Raw genomic sequence first — 16,354 nt, forward strand, 5'->3', positions numbered from 1 at the left:
ACAGCGTGGAGCTGCGCCTACCGCAGTGATATCACCTTCAGTCCGAGAATAACTATGTCTACAACTACAAAAATCGACTTTATCTACCTCTCCGAGCAGGACATGATCCGCGCGGGAGTGACCGACATGCTGGCCTGCGTGAATACCATGGAGGAGATGTTCGGCTTGCTGTATGCCGGTGACTACCGCATGGCCGGCCCGAACAATGATTCCCATGGTGCGATGGTGATTTTCCCGCAGGATTCGCCGTTCCCGAACATGCCCAAGCCCACGGCTGACCGGCGCATGATGGCGATGCCGGCCTACCTGGGCGGCAGCTTCTGCACTGCCGGCGTGAAATGGTACGGCTCCAATATCGCCAACCGCGAAAAAGGCCTGCCGCGTTCCATCCTGATGTTCACGCTCAATGATCCCGACACTGGCGCGCCGTTGGCGCACATGTCGGCCAACCTGTTGTCCGCATACCGCACCGGTGCGATTCCTGGCGTGGGCGCACGCCACCTGGCACGCAAGGACTCGAAAGTCGTCGGGCTGCTTGGCCCGGGAGTCATGGGCAAGACCACGCTGGCGGCATTCATCGCAGTATGCCCGCATATCGACACCCTGAAGATCAAGGGGCGTGGCCAGAAGAGCCTCGACAACTTTATCGCGTGGGTCAAAGAAACTTATCCGCAGATCACCACGATTACCGTGGTCGATACCCTTGAAGCGGTGGTCCGCGACTCGGACCTTGTTACTTATTGTAGCTCCGGGGAAACGGGTGACCCGTCGACCTACCCAATTGTGCGGCGCGAATGGGTCAAGCCAGGTGCGTTCCTCGCGATGCCGGCGGCCTGCTCGCTGGACGCAGGAATGGAAGAACCCGACGTGCGCAAGGTGCTGGACAACACCGGTCTGTACCAGGCCTGGTTCGAAGAGTTACCCAAGCCTGCGCATCACAACGTGCCGGTGATTGGCGTGCGCTTCATGGACATGATTGCCGAGGGCAAGATGCAACTCGATGAAGTCGAGGACATCGGCAAGATCATCGCCGGGGCCGCACCAGGCCGCAAAAACGATGAAGAAATCATCATCATGTCGGTGGGCGGCATGCCCGTCGAAGACGTGGCCTGGGGCACGGTCGTGTATCGCAACGCCATCGAAAAAGGCATCGGCGTGACGTTGAACCTGTGGGAAACCCCGGTACTGCGCTAAGCCTCATCTTCATCCCATTTGACGAGATATCCGACATGACAAAAATCACCAAGCTCAAGACCGGTTCCCCATTCGAAGACCAGGCCAGCTATTCGCGCCTGGTCGCCGTGGACAACTGGATCTACGTTTCCAACACCGCGGGCCGTAACCCGCAGACCAAGCTGATTCCCGAGGATGTCCTGGAGCAGACTCTCCAGGTGTTTGCCAACATTGAGTCAGCCCTGAAGGCAGTCGATGCGAGCCTGGCCGATGTGGTGTGTTCGCGGGTGTTTATCCAGGACCCCAAGGACGTGCCGGCCGTGATGGGGTTGATCGGCGAAAAGTTTCGCGGTGTCGATCCGGCCAGCACCGTTACCTGCCCGCCACTGGGCTCGACGGTCTACAAGGTTGAGCTGGAAGTGACTGCGTATCGCAACGCCTCGAAGGCGCAGGTCGACGTCATTCGCCTGTCGCAATAATCGTCACGTGGCGATGTGCATGCGTGGCTTCCCTAATTCGCTAACCGAGTCTTGACCATGGCACCGATAATAGCGCCCGTCACAACCTCCACCGTGTTTCCCAGCGCGACGTCCGTCGTCATCATTGGCGGCGGGATCATCGGCCTGACGGCTGCGCTCGCCTTGGCTGAGCGCAATATCGCGGTGGTGGTCCTGGAAAAAGGCCGGATCGCCGCCGAGCAGTCATCTCGTAACTTGGGATGGGTGCGCAAAACCAGCCGTCACGCGGCCGACATACCGCTGGCCCTGGCCGCTGACCGCTTGTGGGCGCAGATGCCTGAGCGGGTAGGGGCGGATGTGGGGTATCGCCAGGAAGGCATCATGTTTTTAGGCCGTACCCCGGCGCAAATGGCAATGCATGAGGGCTGGCTCAAGTCGGTAGAGCATTTGTCGCTGGATTCGCGGTTGCTCAGCAAGCGTGAGATTGATGCGCTGGTGCCGGGCGGCGTGGGTGACTGGGCCGGCGGTATTTTTACACCCTCCGATGCACGTGCGGAACCGACGCTGGCCAGCAGCGCCATCGCCAACGCCGCCATGGCCATGGGCGTAGTGATCATCGAGCAGTGCGCGGTGCGTACGCTGCAGATGTCCGCAGGTGCGGTCAGTGGCGTGGTCACGGAAAAAGGTGAAATTCGCTGTGATCACGTATTGCTCGCAGGCGGTATGTGGTCCCGTCGCTTTCTGGGCAATCTGGGGGTGTCGTTGCCGACCTTGCCCTTGACCTGCTCTGTGCTGCGTACCCAACCGATGGAAGGGCCGACGCAGATTGCCGTCGGCGCCCCGGATTTTTCGTTTCGCAAGCACAAGGACGGCGGTTTCATCATTACCCAGCGCGGTAAGTTGGATGCTTTCCTGACCCTCGATCACCTGTTGCTTGCCAAACAATATATGCCGCAGTTTCGTGCGCAACGCAGCGTGCTGAATGTGTCGTTGGGCAAGCCGTTTATTAACGACCTGATGCTGGCACGTCGTTGGCACGCCGACAGTGTCAGCCCGTTCGAGCACATCAGGGTGCAGGATCCAGCCGCCAATCCGCAGCTCAACAACGACGCGCTGAACAATCTGATTGCCGCCTGGCCGGTGTTCGAACAGGCAAGGATCGCGCATGCCTGGGCGGGCACTATCGACGTGACACCCGATTCCAACCCGGTGATCGGACCGGTAGCGCAGATCCCAGGCTTGACCGTGGCCACCGGCTTCTCAGGGCACGGGTTCGGTACGTCGCCTGCGGCGGGCCATCTCGCGGCGGACCTGGTCAGTGGGCATACGCCGATCATTGACCCGAGCCCTTATCGCTTCGACCGTTTCTAAAGGAGCAAGGCCATGCCTGCTGAGAGCTGTTTCTTCACCAATCGTTCGGGCTTGCGCCTGCATTATTTGCGCTGGGGCGCCTCGACAGGCGTGCCCCTGGTGCTATTGCACGGCTTGCGAGCCTATGCACAGACCTGGGAGTCGCTGGTACAGGCCCTGGGGGAGGGCTACTGCGTCTATGCCCTGGACCAGCGCGGCCGGGGGCTGAGCGACTGGGCCGAACCCGCCAGTTACCACACCCAATCGTATGTCGAGGATCTGGAGGATTTGATCGAGCATGTTGGCCTACAGCGTTTTGTATTGCTGGGCCACTCATTGGGCGGCGCCAACGCCCTCGAGTATGCGCGGCAACACCCGGGACGCTTGATGGGCTTGCTGATCGAGGATATCGGCCCCGGATCTTCAACCCAAGGCGATGGCGCTGCGCGTATTCGTCGCGAGATGGCCCAGACGCCATTGCAGTTCGAAAGCTGGGACGCGGCCCGTGCATTCTGGAAGGCCTCACGTCCAGGTTTGTCGGAGGAGGGCGTGGAATCAAGGCTGGCGCATTCGATGCAGGAGCGCGACGGAGTGATTGGCTGGCGCCATGATCAGCAAGGGATTGCCGAGGCACGACTGAGTATCGAACCCACTGATTTGTGGCCGGCGGTGCGCTCATTGGATTGCCCAAGCCTGTTCATTCGCGGTGGCCGCTCGGACTTTCTACCCCCTGTGATGCTGCAGGCCATGTGCGCCAGCAACCCGCACGTCCAAGCCGTGGAAGTGGCGGATGCCAGTCACTATGTTCATGATGATCAAGGCGAAGTGTTCAATCGTTTGGTCGCCGGCTTTTTGAGCGGCCTGGTGCATGCAGGTCAGTGAGCGGTTTTACTGACACACTGAACGTACCTGTGTGGATCGGTTTGGTTTGCGTGGTAGATGAAACTTCCCCCGGGAGGCGTGCTGCGCTGCCGGGGATTTGGTAGCCTCGATTTCTATTTGGAGATATCGAATGACAGCCAACGCCCAATCGAAACTGGCTGCCCGCTATGGCGCGGCGGACATCTCGCCCCTCAAGCCCTGGAACGAGACGATCGACCTGCTGCTCGACCATCGCAGCGTTCGTGCCTTTACTGATCAGCCACTGCCTGACGGCACCCTCGAGACCCTGGTCGCCGCGGCGCAATCAGCCTCAACCTCGTCAAACCTGCAGGTCTGGAGCGTCGTCGCTGTTCAGGACAGCGACCGCAAGGCGCGTCTCTCGTCCCTGGCGGGAAACCAGGCCTATATCCGCCAGGCGCCTCTGTTTATGGTCTGGCTTGCTGACCTTTCCCGGATCGCTCGAGTGGCTGAGCAGCAAGAGGTGGAGCTGGAAGCCGTCCCTTACCTCGAGAGCCTGTTGCTCGGCACGATCGACGCCGCCTTGGCGGCTCAGAACGCCGTGGTTGCCCTGGAATCGCTGGGGCTGGGCAGTGTGTACATTGGCGCCATCCGAAACGACATTGAAGGCGTGGCCAAGGAGCTTGGTCTCCCTGCGCAGGTCTATCCCGTTTTCGGCCTTTGTGTCGGCCACCCCTCTACCGAACGGCCAGCGCAAGTGAAGCCAAGGCTCCCGCAACGCGCCGTGCTGCACCATGAGACCTATTCGGCAGCGACAGATGTGGCTGCGGTCGCTCAATACGATGAGCGCTTGGGCGCCTTCTACCAACGTGAGGGCATGAAGGCTTCCGGGTGGTCGGAGCAGGTGGTCAATAGGCTTCGCAGTGTCGCAAACCTCCATGGGCGAGAAGAGCTGGTGGAAGAGCTGAAACGAATGGGATTTGGGCTTCGCTGAGCCATTAAAACAAAACCAGGGATGTCCTTGTTCAGACTGATCTCACTGGATTAGGGGGTTTACTTTTCAAAGGCGATTCAATATAAAATTCAGCCCGGCGCACGACTCACTGTCGTGCCCTTTGATATTAACAGGAGGATGCTATGTCACCGTTAAACGTGATGAAGTTCTAAACGATCAAACTGTCACCCCCTCGCTCGAAAACCTTGAAACACGCTGGTCTCAACGTTGGCAGCTCGAAGGCACGTATGCCTTTGACCACACAGCCCAACGCGACGCTGTGTTCTCCATCGATACACCCCCGCCGACGGCCTCAGGCTCGCTGCATGTCGGTCATGTCTTCAGCTATACCCATACAGATATCATCGCTCGATACCAGCGCATGCGAGGTAAGGCTGTGTTCTACCCCATGGGGTGGGACGACAACGGCTTGCCGACCGAACGCAGGGTCGAGAATTTCTATGGCGTACGTTGCGACTCGCTGGCAGCTTATCAGCCTGGTTTCAGGCCACCTGAGCCCATTCCATTAAAGCGAGGTGACTTTACTGTCATCAGCAGGCGCAACTTCATCGAGTTGTGCCACGAACTGACGGCCATTGATGAGCAAGCGTTCCGTGCACTCTTCGTGCAACTGGGCTTGTCCGTTGATTGGAGCCTTTCATATGCCACCATTGATGAGCGCTCCCAACGAGCGAGTCAGCGCGCTTTGCTTCGTAACTATCAGCGTGGCGAACTTTATAGCCAGGAAGCCCCGTGCCTGTGGGACGTAACGTTCCAGACAGCCGTGGCTCAAGCAGAGCTTGAAGAGCGTGAGGTCGCGGGTGCGTATCACGAACTCCGTTTCGAGACGGCTGATGGCGCCCCATTGAGGGTGGCTACCACTCGGCCTGAGCTACTGATGGCATGCGTGGCGCTGGTGGCTCACCCGGACGACGTTCGTTATAAGGCGCGGTTCGGACAATCCGTGCGCTCGCCGATTTTTGACGTGGACGTACCGCTGCTGGCACACCCTTTGGGCGATCCTGACAAGGGCACCGGCTTGGTGATGGTCTGCACCTTTGGCGATCTTACCGATGTGATCTGGTGGCGGGAGTTGCAGTTGCCAACGCGGTCAATACTGGGAAAAGATGGGCGCCTGTTGCTTGAGACGCCCCCCTGGTTGACGACACCCCGCAGCCAACAGGCCTATGCAGGCCTGGCTGGCCGTAATTTGTCCCAGGTTCGCACACAGCTCGTGTCGATGTTGCGCGACTGCGGCGCCATGCAGGATGAACCCCGACCGATTCAACACGCGGTAAAGTTTTTCGAGAAAGGCGACCGGCCTTTGGAAATTCTTGCCACTCGGCAATGGTACTTGCGTAATGGCGGACGCGACGCAAGCCTGCGGGACTTGTTGCGTGCCTCAGGCCAGACGCTGGACTGGCATCCGCCGCACATGCTCAGGCGTTACGAGCATTGGGTAGGCGGTTTGAACGGAGATTGGCTCATCAGTCGCCAGCGTACGTTCGGCGTACCAATTCCGTTCTGGTATAGGCTGGATGCACAAGGCGAAGCAGACTACAGCGCGCCGATTATTGCCTGTGAGGAAAGCCTGCCCGTTGATCCGAGCCTGGATACTCCGCCAGGGTATCGCCCCGAGCAACGTGGTCAACCGAATGGTTTTGTCGGCGAACAGGACATCATGGATACTTGGGCCACCAGTTCGCTGACGCCTCAGATCGCCGGAGGCTGGGGAGAGGACGACGCGTTGTTCGCCAAAATATACCCCATGGATCTCAGGCCTCAAGGTCACGACATCATCCGCACCTGGCTATTTTCGACACTGGTACGCAGCCATTTTGAACACGGTTGCGTGCCATGGCGTAATGTCGCGCTCTCTGGGTGGATCCTTGATCCCGACCGTAAGAAAATGTCTAAATCCAAGGGTAACGTGGTAACCCCACAAGCCTTGCTCGACCAGTATGGAAGTGACGGTGTGCGCTACTGGGCAGCCTCAGCGCGGCTCGGCAGTGATACAGCCTTTGAAGAACAGCAGATGAAGATCGGCCGCCGTTTGGCCGTCAAGCTGTTCAATCTATCGAGGTTGGTTCAAGGCTTTGCCAAGGATGACAACGGGGATATCGACCAGCCGCTGGATCAGGCCATGCTCAAACGCCTGGGCGGCGTAGTCCATGATGCTACGTGTGCGTTGGAGGCGTACGACTATAGCGTGGCGTTGTCACGTATCGAAGGGTTCTTCTGGTGGTTTTGCGATGACTACGTCGAATTGGTCAAGCGTCGCGCCTATCGACCAGAAGGCCATTCGGCCCGTAATGCTTTTGCACATGCACTGAGCGTGCAGCAGCGACTGTTTGCGCCATTTCTGCCATTTGTATGTGAGGAAGTCTGGCAATCCTGGAATTGCGGCTCAGTGCACAATGCGCCTTGGCCGCAAGGGGATGCTTGTCCTGACGCGTCTATTGAAAGCTTATTGATGAGTGTCAGTGCCGTGCTATCTGCGATTCGCAAAGCAAAATCTGACGCCCGCCAATCCATGAAGGCTTCGGTAGCACGTGTTGAACTGGTTGGCGGGGCTGCGCAGCTTGAAAGGATAAAAGGCGTTCGCCAGGACTTGATCGAAGCAGGTCAGGTTGAGGCTTTGGTGTTTATAGAGGGAACTGAGCAGCGGGTCGATGTATGGCTGAAGTGACGTAGACCTGAGGGCAAGTCAATTCGCGGAGCGATCAAGGAGATCGCTTCGCGAGCACGTCTATAGTCGTCCAGCAAACACTTGGGCTTTGAAGGGCTTGGAACAGGGACGGCGTGTTGGCTGCATGAAGTACCCTGGGTTAAAAGTGGATTTCAGCCGCCTTGAGGCCCAAGTCGCGAAGTTCTGCGACCAAGTCATCCAGATGCCCGAAAGACTCGACCTCCTCGTTGTCATCAACCAAAAAATAACTTCTCCCGGCGTCCTTCTTGAAGAACACAATCCACTCCTTGGGGTTGGTTGGGTTTGCGATCACATGCGTGTCGAAGGTCACGCCTTCGGCATGTTTGGTTTTCACAGCTTGACGATTCATGTCTGTCACCACGCTACGCGCGTTTTCAAAAATTCTCTATTGGCAGTGCATGCTCGCTCAGCTCCCTCTGAGCTTCCACCCTAGACATCTCCAGCCGCACGAAGCAGTGGCGCCAGGGGATTTCAATTATCACTGGATGTTAATATTATGCACATGCATCCACTGAGGAGCTAGCCATGATTGCGATAGGTGAGGCATGGAAGGCGGGGTTGTTGAGACGAGGACACTGGCTTCGCAATGTGATGTCTGGCGTGATCGTCGGGATCGTGGCACTCCCGCTGGCCATGGCGTTTGCCATTGCATCTGGCGTCAAACCTGAGCAAGGCATCTACACCGCCATCATCGGTGGCCTGCTGGTTTCGCTCTTTGGCGGAAGCCGCTTGCAGATTGCCGGGCCGACAGGTGCGTTCATCGTGATTCTTGCGGGCGTCACGGCCGAGCATGGTGTTGACGGCCTGCAGATCGCCACGATGATGGCGGGGGGCATGTTGTTACTGCTGGGGATGGCCCGGCTCGGTGCAATCATCAAGTTTATCCCCGACCCGGTGATCGTCGGATTCACTGCGGGCATCGGCGTGATCATCTGGGTCGGGCAGTGGAGAGACTTTTTCGGATTACCGAAGGTCGGAGGAGAGCACTTCCATGAAAAGCTCTGGCATCTGCTCCAGGCCCTGCCGAATCTTCATATGGCCACGACCCTGCTGGCGGTACTCAGCCTTTTACTGGTCATCACTGCGCCCAGAATTCCCGGTCTCAAACAAGTGCCTGGCCCACTGATCGCCATGGCGGTCGCGACAGCGATCCAGTCCACCTTTCACTTCGACGGGGTCGCCACGATTGGCAGTGCATTTGGTGGCATACCTCAAGGTTTGCCAGCGTTGAGCCTGCCTGAAATCACGCTGTCGCGGGTCATCGATCTGATTGGTCCGGCGTTCACTATCGCCATGCTTGGGGCAATCGAATCACTGTTGTCCGCGACGGTGGCCGATGGCATGGCAGGTACCAAGCACGACTCCAATCAGGAGCTGATCGGTCAGGGGGTGGCCAATCTGGTCACGCCTTTGTTCGGCGGCTTCGCCGCTACCGGGGCCATTGCCCGCACGGCCACCAATATCCGTAACGGCGGCACAAGCCCGCTGGCCGGCATTACGCACGCAGTCACCTTGGTGCTGATTATTCTGTTTCTGGCCCCTCTGGCCTCAAACATCCCGCTGTGCGCACTGGCCGCGATACTTTTTGTGGTCGCGTACAACATGAGCGAGCTAAAGCATTTCAAGCGCATGGTCCAGCGAGCCCCGCGCGCGGACGTATCGATCCTGCTCATCACCTTCGGCCTCACCGTGTTCAGTGATTTGGTGATCGCCGTGAATATCGGCGTCATCCTGGCGATGCTGCACTTCATACGCCGCATGGCCTCATCCGTGGAGGTGCAACAGGTCGTCGAGTACGAGCTTGAAGAAGAGCTGAAAGCTAATGGCCATGCTCAACTGCCGCCGGGGGTATTGATCTATACGATTGAGGGGCCGCTGTTCTTTGGGGCGGCCGAGACGTTCGAGCGTGTCCTTGCACAGACTCATACCGACCCGCGCCTGCTGATTATCCGTTTGAAGCGCGTACCGTTTATGGATATCACGGGCTTACAGGTGTTGGAAGAAGTCATCCAGCAACTGCACAAGCGGCATATCGTGGTGAAACTCTGCGAGGCGAATACGAAGGTACTCAACAAGCTCAATAGGGTGGGCATCTTGCAAGAAATCGGCGCGGAGCATTACCACACCGACTTCAACACCGCGCTGGCGAAAGCTGTCAGTCTCGTGGAGGACACATCGACCCTCTAGAGGCTAACTGCCCGTGTTCGTTTATGACTTGTTGCTGGTGGCGTACTTGCTTTTGGTCGAATAGCTGGCACCGTGGGTGTCCAGGTAGTCACGAACCAACTGACGGACCACCTGCGAAGGCGTCAAATCCTGTGCTGCACAGAGTTCCTCGAACGCCTTTTTCTTGATGGGATCGATGAGCACAGTGAGGCGCGCAGTCTTGCTTTCCATGGGGTATTCAATCACTCAATCGCTGGATGTTAATCAAATTGTAATTGCCTTGTCCGGTGCTGTCACTGTTACGACTGAGGGGCGTTCGGCAGGTCGATTGTGATCGGTCATGTGCCACCGGAAAGACTCCAGAGCTATCTCTGTCGAGCGCCTGGCGCAGCGGATCGGTTGTAGACCGGACGATCGGTTGTGGCAGGATCGATACCCTCAAAACCCAGTACGCCCAGGTCGAGTTCATCGACCGCGCGCACTGGATTTTCTTCGGCTAACGTTTAGTGACTCTTAGCGCTTTACGAATGTTGAGCGGGGTATCTGCCCGTTCCTTGGGTAGTTATGCCGCCTGGCAATCGACGCGGTCTCGATGCCCTTTGCCGGGCTTGATGGGCTGAAAAGCCCTTATGTTTTCTGATGAGCGAGTGGTCGGTTTGTATTGTTTTGTATCTGCGCTTTGGATAGATACACAGCGATTCTTTTAAGTCGGTTGATGACACATACGGGATACCTGCGGGGCTTTAAATGAACCCATCGAGAAGGCGCAAACCTTCTCCAATGGATGACTCATTTAACTCGCGGCTATCTCTGCGCGTTTCGCGACGTTGTCGACCAATGACTTATAGGAAATTCAAAATGCCTGCAGCTACGTTCGGTTTCACCTGGCGCCATTGTCTGGCTTCTTCCGTGAGAATGGGCGTTTTGGGGTTGGCCCTGATAGCCGGCAGCGGTGGTGCCTGGGCTGCTGGCCCGGCCGCCGATGCGTCAGTTGCCAACTCGGCCTCGACCAATCCCGAATCAATTCGACCTTATCGAATTCACGTCGATGAAGCTCAATTGACCGATCTGAAAAAGCGCATTGCGGCGACCCGCTGGCCGGACAAAGAGACCGTCAATGACGTTTCCCAAGGCGTGCAGTTGGCCCAGGTCCAGGCGCTGGTGAAGTATTGGGGCAGCGGCTATGACTGGCGCAAGGCCGAAGCAAAGCTCAATGCACTGCCTGAATTCATCACGACTATCGACGGCGTCGATATTCAATTCATCCATGTTCGCTCGCGAAACCCCAACGCGATGCCGCTGCTTCTGACACACGGATGGCCAGGCTCACAGTTTGAGTTCCTGAAGACTATCGGCCCGCTGACGGATCCCGTTGCTTACGGCGGTAAGGTTGAAGATTCGTTCGACGTGATCATTCCATCGATTCCGGGACACGGTTTTTCCGGTAAGCCAACTGAATTGGGCTGGGGGCCGGATCGAGTCGCGAAGGCTTGGGATGTGCTCATCAAGCGTCTGGGTTATACCCACTATGTTTCCCAGGGCGGAGATCACGGTTCGGTGATATCGGATGCATTAGGCCGCCTGAATCCGCCGGGTCTGTTGGGCATTCACTTGAACATGCCGGCCACCATCCCGCCCGAATTGGTCAAGCCGATCAATAGTGGTGACCCGGCCCCTGTCGGGCTCACTGAGCCTGAACGCAAGGCGTTTGATTCCTTGAGCACCTTCTTCGGCCGCAATGCAGCATACGGCGCGATGATGGTTACGCGCCCGCAGACTATCGGTTACCTGCTGGCCGATTCGCCTACCGGTACTGCGGCGTGGATGTACGAAAAAATCGCCGCGTGGACGGACAGTGATGGTCAGCCTGAACGGGTATTGACCCGTGACGAGATGCTGGACGATATCAGCCTGTACTGGCTGACGAACGCAGGCGCATCGTCATCGCGTTTCTACTGGGAAAATAACAACAACAATTTCAGCGCTGCCGCGCAGAACACCGCAAGCATCAAGGTGCCGGTGGCGATCACGGTCTTCCCGCACGAGATCTATCAGGCGCCAAAAAGCTGGGCGCAACGCGCTTACCCATCACTTTCCTACTACAGCCAGGTTAACAAGGGCGGCCACTTCGCTTCCTGGGAGCAACCTCAATTGTTCAGCGAAGAGTTGCGGGAGGCCTTCCGGCCGCTGCGCGCCAAGCTGAGCGCAACGAAGACAGCCCAGTAGCTCACACGCAATCCAGTCAACACAACCGGGCCGCTATTCGGCGGCTCGCTACGGAGAAGCACCATGGAGATGACCTTGCTGAACAACCAAAATAAATCCAGCCGCCTGCGGGGTCTTGCCCCATCGCTGTTGGCAGCAGCGGCGCTGCAATTCGCAGCGGTGGCTGTCGGTTTTTCCCAAGCCAGCGCGGCTGATGTACCCGCGTCCACCATTGGGGCTATCACGCCGGGAGCCCACACCTCTCTCGGTGCTCTTAAGCATGTGAAAGCGGGGCTGCTGGACATTTCTTACGCGGAACTCGGCCCAGCCGATGGCCCTGTGGTCATTTTGTTGCACGGCTGGCCCTACGATATCAACGCATACGCTGATGTCGCTCCTGCTTTGGCGGACAAGGGATATCGAGTGTTGATCCCTTCTGCGCGGGGTTATGGCGATACGCATTTTCTCTCGGCCAAGACAGTTCGCAATGGTCAACCTGCTGCGCTGGCGACTGACCTGATCGACTTCATGGACGCGCTGAAGATCAAGACGGCGGTGCTGGGTGGGTTTGACTGGGGCGCCCGCACTGCAGATATCGTTGCCGCACTGTGGCCGGAAAGAGTGAAAGCCCTGGTCGCTGTGAGCGGTTACCTGATAGGCAGCCAAGAGGCGGGCAAGGCGCCATTGCCGCCAGCCGCCGAACTGCAGTGGTGGTACCAGTTCTACTTTGCGACCGAGCGCGGGCGCCTGGGCTACGAGAAAAACACCCATGACTTCGCCAAGCTCATCTGGAAGCTGGCGTCGCCACAGTGGAATTTCGACGACGCCACTTATGAGCGCAGCGCGGCGTCCTTGCAAAACCCTGATCACGTGGCCGTGTCGATTTTCAACTATCGCTGGCGCCTGGGGTTGGTCAAGGGCGAGGCCAGATACGACGCGCTGGAGAAGAAACTCGCGGTATTTCCATCCATCAGCGTGCCCACCATCACCCTGGAAGGTGATGCGAACGGCGCACCGCACCCACCTGCCGAAGCGTACGCCAAGCGCTTCACTGGCAAGTATGAGTACCGATTGCTCACCGGCGGTGTTGGTCACAACTTGCCGCAGGAAGCGCCGAAAGCCTTCGCCCAGGCGGTGATCGATGCCGATCATCTTTGAACACCGGCTGAGAGGATGGCGATGATGAAGCTGAAATTTCTTGCCGCGATGTCGGCTGCCATTGCAATCGCAGCGTTGACCGCTACCGGTGTTGCCTCGGGCGACGCCAGTACTGGCGACGCCTCACCGATCTATGGCGTGAAATTGCCTGAAAACTACCGCCTATGGCCGCTGATTGCGCCGGCGCAGGAAGCAGCCCCCCTGAATGAACTGCGAGCCGTGCTGGGCAATGACTCGGCCATCAAGGCTTATCAGGACTCAACGCTGCCATTCCCCGATGGCACGGTGCTGGTAAAGCTGGCCTGGAAACATGTGCAGTCCCCGGAATTCGAGCCGGCGTCCATCCCGGGGCCGGCCACGACCGTGCAGGTGATGGTCAAGGACTCGAAAAAATATGCAGCAACCGGTGGTTGGGGATTCGGGCGGTTTATCAACGGTAAACCGGCCGATGAAGCCCAACACGAAACCTGCTTCGCCTGTCACCAGGCGCGAGTGCGGAATCACGACTTTGTCTTCACTCGCTTCGCCCCCTGATTCCCGTCAACCCCGGAGTTAGCAATGAAAAAAGTATTAACCGCACTGGCCGTCGCCGTCAGCCTGAGCATGGCGACACACGCCTGGTCGCAAACTGAAAAACCCACGATTGTGCTCGTACATGGCGCCTTTGCCGATGCGTCGAGTTGGAATGGCGTCGTGAAGATTCTCGAGAAGGACGGTTACCCGGTGGTTGCCGCTGCCAACCCATTGCGCGGTGTAAAGAGCGATGGTTCGGCAATCTCGGCATTGCTGACGAGCATTCATTCGCCGGTGGTGTTGGTCGGCCACTCCTATGGCGGCAACGTTATCAGTGATGCGGCCAACGATCATGTCAACGTCAAAGCCCTGGTTTACGTCAGTGCGTTTGCACCTGAGGCCGGGGAAACCGTCGCCGGGCTGGCCGGCAAATTCCCAGGCAGCACGCTGGGCCCAACGCTGGCTGCGCCTGTACCACTGGCCGATGGGGGCAAGGACTTGTACATCCAGCAGGACAAATTTCACAACCAGTTCGCCGCGGACGTCCCCGCGAAAGAGGCGGCATTGATGGCCGCCACCCAACGTCCGGTAACGGAAGCGGCGCTCAACGAAGCGTCCGGCAGCCCTGCCTGGAAGCATATTCCGTCCTGGTACATCTACGGCGACAAGGACAAGAACATTCCACCACAAGCCATGGCGTTCATGGCCAAGCGCGCCGCTGCCAAAGCCGTGGAAGTGGTCAAGGGCGCTTCACATGTCGTGATGGTATCGAACCCGGAACCGGTTGCCCGCCTAATCGAAAAAGCCGCCACGGCGAAGTAACACGCCAAGGGCGAAGCGGCAGTGGGAGACATCGCTCTGATCATCACCCTCCGTGTTTCGTAAGTAACCTTTCCAAAGAGGGCCCATTCGGGAGGCAGCAGATTTCCGCGCCCGTCATCCGGAGGGGCGCACGTGAGCCGATGCCCGGCTGAAAAGCGGGAGAGGGTGGGGCGACGACGAGGCCAACGCCTGAGCATACCGGGCGTTGTGCTTATCGCGGGCAACCGCAATCAATCAGGTACGCCACGATGTGGAAGATCAATCACAGTTACATTGATGGAGCATTCGTTCCCGTTCAGGGCAATGAAACGGTGCAATGCATCAATCCGGCTACCGAGGAGGTCATCGGTACGCTCACCCTGGCTGATCGTGAAGATGCCAAGCACGCTATCGCGGCGGCTTCGCGTGCTCAAGTCGCGATGGGCCGCACCTCCAAGGCCGAGCGTATCGACATGCTCGAGCAGTTGCAGGCTGCCGTGCTGGCGAGCACGAATGAAATTCGCGATACCGCCATCGAAGAGTACGGTGCGCCGTTTGCCCGTGCGCAATGGGTCAGTCGCTACGCCTCGCAGTCATTTACCAATGCGGCGCTGGTGTTGAAACACTTCGACCTGAGTCGTTCGGTCGGTGACGCTACCGTGGTGATGGAGCCGGTCGGAGTCGCGGCGCTGTTTGCCCCCTGGAACAGCACCGCCGGGACGATATGCAGCAAACTGGCATCGGCCATTGCGGCTGGCTGTGCCTCGGTCATCAAACCGAGCGAGTTGAGCCCCTTGCAGACCACCGTGCTCGCCCAAGCGTTGCATCGCGCAGAGTTGCCCAAAGGGGTTTTCAACATTCTGTTGGGACGCGGCAGTGATGTGGGTGACGAAATCAGCGCCAGCCCACTCATCGCGAAAGTTTCATTCACCGGGTCCACCGCCACCGGAAAGCTCATTGCACGCGCCGGAATCGAGACCATGAAGCGAGTGAGTCTGTCGCTCACGGGGAAGTCGGCCTCTATCATCCTGGATGACGCCGATCTCGACATCGCCATTCCCCTGGCTCTGAATGCTGCGTTCATGAACAACGGTCAGGCATGTGTCGCCGGCACACGTCTGCTGGTGCCACGCACGCACGCCGAGGACATTATCAACCGCGTCAAAAGCCTGGTTGGAGCGATGGTCGTCGGCAATCCGCAGGATCCGGCCACTGCGCTCGGGCCGCTGGTCAATCGCGCCCAATTCGACCGCGTACAAGCTTTCATCCGCCGCGGGCAGGCGCAAGGCGCGACGTTGATTATCGGCGGGGAGGGCAGACCAACCGGCTTGGATAAGGGCTATTTCGTCAGGCCTACGGTCTTTGCCGAGGTCAGCAGTGACATGGACATCGCGCAAGAGGAGATTTTCGGCCCGGTGCTATCGATCATTGCGTATGACTCGCAAGAACAAGCGATCGCTATTGCCAATGCCAGTATCTACGGTTTGCAAGCTTATGTGTTTTCCCGGCAACTGGAACGTGCCCAACGCCTGGCAACCCAACTGCAGGCCGGCTCGGTGTTGATCAACAGAATTTCGCCAGAGCTGCTGGCGCCGTTCGGCGGGGTAAAGCAGTCCGGTGTCGGTCGGGAGTTTGGAGTCTTTGGGCTGGAAGCATTTCTTGAGGCCTGTGAACGTTGAAATGTAAGCGGACAATAAGAATATTTAGAGATTACAGGTAGTTAGCGAGAATGTCGCTCTATTACCGGAAAACAGAAATCTTTTTTCCGGCAATGAAAAGAACATTATCTTTTTTCCGGCAATGAAATGTACAGGCCATCCAGGCAGTTTTCGGTACGGCTGGATGGCTAACCTTTCTCCTTCTACTGTCCTCGGTCGCCCGATATGTCCACGTTGATTGGTGAAGTACCACCCCCACAAGCGGTGAAGGCTGCATCGCTGACGCTCATATAGCATTCTCACAACCGCGTATCTTTGTGATGCCGGC

14 protein-coding genes are annotated in these 16,354 nt (G+C 58.1%); 12 read left to right on the forward strand and 2 right to left on the reverse strand.

What is annotated here, in order from left to right; genetic code table 11:
- The first annotated feature begins 54 nt into the window (after window positions 1–54).
- From QU606_RS19275 to valS, 6 genes are all read left to right on the forward strand, one after another.
- The gene (locus QU606_RS19275; protein ID WP_024075445.1) at window positions 55–1,194 is read left to right on the forward strand and encodes a tyramine oxidase subunit B; all 1,140 of its coding nucleotides are present in this window, start codon (window positions 55–57) and stop codon (window positions 1,192–1,194) included.
- 35 nt (window positions 1,195–1,229) lie between these two features.
- The gene (locus QU606_RS19280) at window positions 1,230–1,652 is read left to right on the forward strand and encodes a RidA family protein (protein ID WP_024075444.1); all 423 of its coding nucleotides are present in this window, start codon (window positions 1,230–1,232) and stop codon (window positions 1,650–1,652) included.
- Between the two features lie 57 nt (window positions 1,653–1,709).
- Window positions 1,710–3,002: an FAD-binding oxidoreductase gene (locus QU606_RS19285; protein ID WP_304997347.1), complete on the forward strand. Its 1,293-nt coding sequence runs from the start codon at window positions 1,710–1,712 to the stop codon at window positions 3,000–3,002.
- 12 nt (window positions 3,003–3,014) lie between these two features.
- Window positions 3,015–3,863: an alpha/beta fold hydrolase gene (locus QU606_RS19290; protein WP_069075961.1), complete on the forward strand. Its 849-nt coding sequence runs from the start codon at window positions 3,015–3,017 to the stop codon at window positions 3,861–3,863.
- Window positions 3,864–3,993: 130 nt separating this feature from the next.
- Window positions 3,994–4,815 (forward strand): oxygen-insensitive NADPH nitroreductase, encoded by an 822-nt coding sequence (gene nfsA, locus QU606_RS19295; RefSeq protein ID WP_304997348.1) that lies wholly within the window; start codon window positions 3,994–3,996, stop codon window positions 4,813–4,815.
- A gap of 121 nt (window positions 4,816–4,936) precedes the next feature.
- Window positions 4,937–7,504: a valine--tRNA ligase gene (gene valS / locus QU606_RS19300; RefSeq protein ID WP_304997349.1), complete on the forward strand. Its 2,568-nt coding sequence runs from the start codon at window positions 4,937–4,939 to the stop codon at window positions 7,502–7,504.
- A gap of 139 nt (window positions 7,505–7,643) precedes the next feature.
- Here valS and QU606_RS19305 read toward each other — a convergent pair whose 3' ends face one another.
- A complete protein-coding gene (locus QU606_RS19305; RefSeq protein ID WP_041160937.1) occupies window positions 7,644–7,874 on the reverse strand; it encodes a hypothetical protein in 231 nt (76 codons plus the stop codon).
- 176 nt (window positions 7,875–8,050) lie between these two features.
- On the opposite strand from QU606_RS19305, the gene QU606_RS19310 reads away from it, so the two are divergent.
- Window positions 8,051–9,712 (forward strand): SulP family inorganic anion transporter, encoded by a 1,662-nt coding sequence (locus QU606_RS19310; protein WP_304997350.1) that lies wholly within the window; start codon window positions 8,051–8,053, stop codon window positions 9,710–9,712.
- Between the two features lie 21 nt (window positions 9,713–9,733).
- On the opposite strand, the gene QU606_RS19315 is transcribed toward QU606_RS19310, so the two are convergent.
- Window positions 9,734–9,922 carry a ribbon-helix-helix domain-containing protein gene (locus QU606_RS19315; protein ID WP_024075438.1) on the reverse strand — a complete coding sequence of 63 codons (189 nt, stop codon included), beginning with the start codon at window positions 9,920–9,922 and terminating at the stop codon, window positions 9,734–9,736.
- Between the two features lie 627 nt (window positions 9,923–10,549).
- Here QU606_RS19315 and QU606_RS19320 point away from each other — a divergent pair.
- The 5 genes from QU606_RS19320 to QU606_RS19340 all read left to right on the forward strand — a co-directional run bounded on the left by QU606_RS19320 (window position 10,550) and on the right by QU606_RS19340 (window position 16,047).
- Window positions 10,550–11,917 (forward strand): epoxide hydrolase family protein, encoded by a 1,368-nt coding sequence (locus QU606_RS19320; RefSeq protein ID WP_102623367.1) that lies wholly within the window; start codon window positions 10,550–10,552, stop codon window positions 11,915–11,917.
- A 63-nt stretch (window positions 11,918–11,980) separates the two neighbouring features.
- Entirely contained in the window at window positions 11,981–13,054 is a 1,074-nt protein-coding gene (locus QU606_RS19325) for an alpha/beta fold hydrolase (RefSeq protein WP_304997351.1), read from the forward strand.
- 24 nt (window positions 13,055–13,078) lie between these two features.
- Complete coding sequence (locus tag QU606_RS19330; RefSeq protein ID WP_024075435.1) at window positions 13,079–13,588, forward strand: cytochrome P460 family protein; 510 nt, start codon at window positions 13,079–13,081, stop codon at window positions 13,586–13,588.
- 24 nt (window positions 13,589–13,612) lie between these two features.
- A complete protein-coding gene (locus tag QU606_RS19335) occupies window positions 13,613–14,389 on the forward strand; it encodes an alpha/beta fold hydrolase (protein ID WP_024075434.1) in 777 nt (258 codons plus the stop codon).
- Between the two features lie 248 nt (window positions 14,390–14,637).
- Window positions 14,638–16,047 (forward strand): aldehyde dehydrogenase family protein, encoded by a 1,410-nt coding sequence (locus QU606_RS19340; RefSeq protein ID WP_304997352.1) that lies wholly within the window; start codon window positions 14,638–14,640, stop codon window positions 16,045–16,047.
- Window positions 16,048–16,354: the final 307 nt, after the last annotated feature.

The organism is Pseudomonas sp. OVF7 (assembly GCF_030644265.1).
In the GTDB taxonomy this organism is placed as follows: Bacteria; Pseudomonadota; Gammaproteobacteria; order Pseudomonadales; family Pseudomonadaceae; genus Aquipseudomonas; species Aquipseudomonas gorinensis.

Bases quoted from the DNA above. Each gene is read 5' to 3' on its own strand.
- QU606_RS19275 (WP_024075445.1), top strand. From the start codon at position 55: ATGTCTACAACTACAAAAATCGACTTTATCTACCTCTCCGAGCAGGAC.
- QU606_RS19280 (WP_024075444.1), top strand. From the start codon at position 1,230: ATGACAAAAATCACCAAGCTCAAGACCGGTTCCCCATTCGAAGACCAG.
- QU606_RS19285 (WP_304997347.1), top strand. From the start codon at position 1,710: ATGGCACCGATAATAGCGCCCGTCACAACCTCCACCGTGTTTCCCAGC.
- QU606_RS19290 (WP_069075961.1), top strand. From the start codon at position 3,015: ATGCCTGCTGAGAGCTGTTTCTTCACCAATCGTTCGGGCTTGCGCCTG.
- nfsA (WP_304997348.1), top strand. From the start codon at position 3,994: ATGACAGCCAACGCCCAATCGAAACTGGCTGCCCGCTATGGCGCGGCG.
- QU606_RS19305 (WP_041160937.1), bottom strand. From the start codon at position 7,874: ATGAATCGTCAAGCTGTGAAAACCAAACATGCCGAAGGCGTGACCTTC.
- QU606_RS19310 (WP_304997350.1), top strand. From the start codon at position 8,051: ATGATTGCGATAGGTGAGGCATGGAAGGCGGGGTTGTTGAGACGAGGA.
- QU606_RS19315 (WP_024075438.1), bottom strand. From the start codon at position 9,922: ATGGAAAGCAAGACTGCGCGCCTCACTGTGCTCATCGATCCCATCAAG.
- QU606_RS19320 (WP_102623367.1), top strand. From the start codon at position 10,550: ATGCCTGCAGCTACGTTCGGTTTCACCTGGCGCCATTGTCTGGCTTCT.
- QU606_RS19325 (WP_304997351.1), top strand. From the start codon at position 11,981: ATGGAGATGACCTTGCTGAACAACCAAAATAAATCCAGCCGCCTGCGG.
- QU606_RS19330 (WP_024075435.1), top strand. From the start codon at position 13,079: ATGAAGCTGAAATTTCTTGCCGCGATGTCGGCTGCCATTGCAATCGCA.
- QU606_RS19335 (WP_024075434.1), top strand. From the start codon at position 13,613: ATGAAAAAAGTATTAACCGCACTGGCCGTCGCCGTCAGCCTGAGCATG.
- QU606_RS19340 (WP_304997352.1), top strand. From the start codon at position 14,638: ATGTGGAAGATCAATCACAGTTACATTGATGGAGCATTCGTTCCCGTT.